The sequence below is a fragment of the Lactobacillus nasalidis genome, assembly GCF_016587775.1.
Taxonomy (GTDB): domain Bacteria; phylum Bacillota; class Bacilli; order Lactobacillales; family Lactobacillaceae; genus Lactobacillus; species Lactobacillus nasalidis.
The window spans coordinates 1-5,093 of record NZ_BOCG01000054.1 but is presented as its reverse complement, the minus strand read 5'-3'; the positions used below and the strand labels follow the sequence as shown (position 1 = coordinate 5,093).

The window sequence follows — 5,093 nt, the reverse complement described above, 5'->3', positions numbered from 1 at the left end:
CGGCCGTCTTTTTGGACGAGCGCCTGCCCGACTCAACCGGGTCAGCCGTGGTCGTTTCTTTGGAAGGAACCCGGCCGATCCTGGGCGAAATCCAGGCCCTGGTGACGCCGACGGCTTTCGGCTATGCCAAGCGGACGACTTCGGGCCTGGACTACAACCGGGTCTCCCTGCTTTTGGCCGTTTTGGAAAAAAGAGGGAACTTGATGCTGCAGAACCAGGATGCCTATTTGTCGGCAACTGGCGGCATCCGCTTGAACGAGCCGGCCATCGACTTGGCAATTGCCATGGCGATTGCTTCCAGTTACTATGATAAGGAGATCCAGTCAACGGACTGCTTTGTCGGGGAAATCGGCCTGACCGGGGAAGTCCGCCGGGTCAACCAGATTCAGGCCCGGGTCAAAGAGGCCGCCAAGGTCGGCTTCAAGCGGATCTTCGTTCCCAAGTACAACATGAGTCCCAAGCTGGGCGAGCTGGGCATCGAAGTCGTGCCGGTCGTCAGCGTCCGCCAGGCTTTGAAGCTGCTGTTCTCATAGCAGCCAGCCCATACAACTGAAAGGAAAACAAAAAGAAAGAATGACAGTTCCAGTATTTTATTCAATCAGCGATGACTTTACCCCATACGCGGCAGTCTCGCTGCACACTCTGGTCAAGTTTGCCGACCCTGAGCGCGACTATACGGTAACCTTTTTGCACCAGGGCTTGAGCCCTGAACACCAGGAGGCCCTGGCTGCTTACGGTAGAGATAATGTCCACATCAAGTTCTATGAGATGTCAGACGAGCTTTTGAAGCCGATCCAGGACCGGAAGGAAAACTACCTGCGCGGCGACTTTTTCACCATGTCGATCTTCTACCGGCTCTTTATTCCGGACCTGTTCCCGGAATACGACCAGGTAGTCTACATCGACAGCGACACCGTCTTAAACGACGACATCGCCAAGCTGTATGACCACGACTTGGGCAACAATCTTCTGGGCGCCTGCACCGACTCCTCGATTCAGTTCGTGGAAAAGATGCTCCGCTACATCAAGGAGGTTCTGGACCTAGATCCGAAGGAATACATCAATTCAGGGATGCTGGTGATGAATGCCGCGGCCTTCAGAGAGGAGAAGTTCGTTGACAAGTTCTTCAGCCTGCTGGCCCGCTATCACTTTGACTGCATTGCCCCGGACCAGGACTACCTGAACGAAATCTGCTCAGGCCGCATCAAGTACCTGGACGGCCGCTGGGATGCCATGCCCAACGAAAATACTCCGGCCCTGGCCAACCCGGGCCTGATCCACTACAACCTGTTCTTCAAGCCTTGGCACTTCAGCGGGGTTCAGTATGAAGACTACTTTTGGTCCAATGCCGCGGAGACCGTCTTTGCTGCTGAACTGAAGGCTGAACTGGCCAAAACGACCGATGAAGAGCGCGACAGCGAATATCATAAGCTTGACCGCATGCTCGGCAAGCTGGACACGACCCTCAAGGATCCGCACAACTGGGCCCGGGTCAAGGAACATGAACAAGTAACTTTATAATTTATAGAAATAGCCTTCCAAAATTCGTTTTTTGGAGGGCTTTTTTGCGGCCGCTGGAGCTTTTTTTAAGAAATTGGGTCAAAATACGAGACATTTATAATGAAAGTCGTTACAATTAAATTAATGATAGGAAATAACAAAAAAACTATAACATTCGGGTGAAGAAAGAAAAATGATTAGGCAAAAATTGCCGGCTGCCTTCCAGCAGTTTCAAGGCATAATTTTGGAGTCTGGCCGGCCACGGCCCGAGCAAGTTATCGCGTTGCTGGATCTGGTCAAGAAAGAACTGGACCTGGGCATGGTCTATGTCTGTGAAAACACGGCTGCCGGCAGTCAGTTCATCTACCAGTATTGCTCCAGCGGCGAGCATGCCGGGGCGATGCACCACAACTTGTTCATCGCAGAAGGAAACGAACGCAAAGAAATGTACCAGCAGCTGCAGCAGCAGAATCCCGTGGTTATGGCTGGCGACAGCTTCAAGGGCAATCTCGCTTTGGCTGCCGGCAATCTGGTCTACAGCTACTTCAGCGGCGAGTTCTGCCAGGGCTTCGTCAGTTTTGAAAAAGAAGAGCACGGAGCAAGTCCGGTCTGGAATTCGGAAGAAAAGGAGACTCTGGCTGCTTTGGCCAACCTCCTCTGGCCTTTGATCGCGCAAGAACAGATCGACTCCCAGGTCCGGATCATGCAGCAGGGGGCCGGACGCCTGTCGACGATTTGGATCTACCCCAAGGTCAAGACGGCCATCTTTTCTGAAGACCTGTGCAGCCGTTTTGGCCTCAGCAACTACTACCGGGCCAAGTCAATTGAAGTCTTCTGCCAGAACTTCGTGGCCTATAATGACCAGGCGCGGGTAGTTTCGGCTTATCGGGAGGCGATGCGGGGGAAAGTAATCCTGACCAATTGCCATGCCTTTCAGCGCCATGACGAGCTGCAGCTGACGCTTTTTCCCAACCGCTACGACTTTGATGGCGAAGTTGAGCAAGTGGTCATCTTGATCAAAAGATTTTCTGAGATTCCCAAGGACCGCCGCGAGCGCAACCAGCGCCTGGAAGCCTACCGCGAATTCCAGATGATTTACAGCCGGGACAATATTTTTGAGCTCTTCGTTGACCTGACCCGGAATCAAGCGACGGTCTTCAAGGCCCCTTTGGCCTGGCAGCCGGTTTTAAAGCAGAAGGAAAACTATGACCAGCTCCTGCACCTGTTTGCCAGCCAATTGGTCCTGCCAAACAGCCAGCAGCCGCTTTTAAATGCTTTAAACTGTGACAACCTGCGCCAGCGGCTGGCCCAGCAGTCCAGCTTCTTCTTGACGGCTCATGTCCAGCTGGACGGCCAGCAGCGGCTGCTGGAATTTGAAGTAATTGAAGGCCGCTCCGGCGTCCACCGGGTGCCAGAGAACGCGATCATGGTCGTCAAAGACGTGACCGACAAGCGGGTTTCCCGCTACGATTCTTTGACCGGCTTGCTCAACATGCACAACTTCCTCTTGGAAGTCGGGCAGAAGTGGCAGCCTGGCAGTCAGCTCTTGGTCATGAACGTGGAGAACTTCAAGCTCTACAACATGCGCCATGGCTTGGACCAAGGGGACCGCTGCCTGATCGAAATCGCCGAGCTGTTAAAGGAGCTTTATCCTAATGCTGTTTTGGCCCGGTTTAACGCGGACAACTTCTATGTTTATGACCCAGAGCCGGGCGATTGGGAATTGCGGGTCATCCGCCTGCACACCCGCTTAAAGCGCCTGCCTTTGGCCAGCCAGCTGCGGATGCGGGTCGGAATTTACGCGTATTCTGAGAAAGTCACCGCGTCTTTGGCCTGTGACCGGGCCAAGCTGGCTTGCGACCAGGCCAAACGGCAGCCTGAACAGAGCTGGAGCCTGTACAGACCGGCCATGCAGGAAAAAGAAGAATTGAAGCAGTACCTGATCAACCACTTGGATGAAGCAATTGCCAAGCACTACCTGCGGGTATACTACCAGCCGGTGATCCGGACTTTGACCGGCCGCCTTTGCAGCGCGGAGGCCCTGGTCCGCTGGATTGACCCGGTCAAGGGCTTTTTGTCCCCGGGCGACTTTATTCCTCTTTTTGAAGAAATGAACCTGTCTCACAAGGTTGACCGATTCGTCATCAGAGAGGTGACCCGGCAATTGCGGGAGCAGATTGACAAAGGACAAAAGCTCGTCCCGGTTTCGATCAACCTTTCTCGGACTGACTTCCAGATGATGGATCCGCTGACGGAATTGAACACGGCCGTGCGGAAAAACGGCTTGCGCCGGTCACTGGTGAACGTGGAAATTACCGAAAGCGCCCTGTCCAAAGACGTGGACGGCCTGAAGCGGGCGATTCACAATTTCCGCCAGGCAGGCTATGAAGTCTGGATGGATGACTTTGGCAGCGGCTATTCTTCCTTGAACTATCTCAAGAACTTCGAATTTGACGAGATCAAGCTGGACATGGTCTTCATGAAGAATTTTGATGAAGCTTCAAAGAAGATCCTGTCGGCCTGCGTCAAAATGGCCAAGGACCTGGGCATTCATACTCTGGCTGAAGGGGTGGAGACCAAGCAGCAGCTGGACTTTATGCGGTCAATCGGCTGCGAGCGGATCCAGGGCTACTACTACAGCAAGCCTTTGCCGCCTGGCGAGTTTTGCCGGATGCTGGCTGACAGGGGCATCGAGGTTGAAGACTGGGAACAGAGCAAGTTTTACCAGCGCGTCGGTCTGGTGGACCTGGTCAGCGACCGGCCAACCTGCCTGGTCCTGGACAATGGCAGCAAGTTCCGCTTGCTCTATATGAACAAAGAATTCCAAAAAGAGATCAAGCAGTCGCCGGAAGTATTTCAGAAGATCGTGTCAGAATGGAACGATCCAGAAAAGGAAATCGCCCGCAAGCTGCATGAGTTCACCAAGAATGTCGGGCAGAACAAGACAAACTATCTAGACTTCAAGCAAACCGGGCAGTACTTGCGCCTTTCGGCCAAGCAGATCGCCAGCGGCAAGCAGCATCAAATGCTCTTGATCAATGCCAGCGACATCACGGTTCAATACGCAAAATAAGCAAAGAAACAGTCAGAAATGGCTGTTTTTTTTTTCTTTTCCGCCGGCAGGAGGCTGGAAAAACAAAAAAATTTCAAAAAACTTTTTATGCAGACAAGCAGGAAAAAGAGCAAAATCCGAACGAATTTTAAAAGAAGAGCTGATTTGCCAAAATTGAAAGAGCTTTTTAAAAAGGCAAAGGCAAAACAACTTTTACAACACCGCCGGGCGTTTGGCACAAAAGACAATTGAAAAATGAAAGTTGACGAAAAAGCAAAAACAATGTAAAGTAGTAGATGTCTTCAAGACAAGCACAAAGCGCTTTCTTAACGAAAGGAAATTGAAGACGAAACAAATATCAGAAAACTTGTTGACAAGCAGCCGACAAGCGAGTAAGATATAAAACGTTGCGTCACTTGACGCAAGTTGGTACTTTGAAAACTGAACAAAGTTTCGCAGTGTGCGGGTCAAACAAAGTTTGATCCAATCAAATAAGCGAAGTCAATTCGCAAGCAAATAATCTGGAGCAGATTAAAAAGGC

Annotated in this window: 4 protein-coding genes; all 4 read left to right on the top strand. The window is 51.8% G+C overall.

The genetic code is table 11. The annotated features are described in order from the left end of the window. On the top strand, positions 1–533 hold a 533-nt coding region (locus lacNas_RS00510), incomplete at its 5' end, for a magnesium chelatase domain-containing protein (protein ID WP_280515419.1). Positions 534–573: 40 nt separating this feature from the next. Next, positions 574–1,521: a glycosyltransferase family 8 protein gene (locus lacNas_RS00505; RefSeq protein ID WP_201330153.1), complete on the top strand. Its 948-nt coding sequence runs from the start codon at positions 574–576 to the stop codon at positions 1,519–1,521. Between the two features lie 172 nt (positions 1,522–1,693). Next, complete coding sequence (locus lacNas_RS00500) at positions 1,694–4,573, top strand: putative bifunctional diguanylate cyclase/phosphodiesterase (RefSeq protein ID WP_201330152.1); 2,880 nt, start codon at positions 1,694–1,696, stop codon at positions 4,571–4,573. Between the two features lie 18 nt (positions 4,574–4,591). Further along, positions 4,592–4,804 carry a hypothetical protein gene (locus lacNas_RS00495; RefSeq protein ID WP_201330151.1) on the top strand — a complete coding sequence of 71 codons (213 nt, stop codon included), beginning with the start codon at positions 4,592–4,594 and terminating at the stop codon, positions 4,802–4,804. The last annotated feature ends 289 nt before the right edge of the window (positions 4,805–5,093 follow it).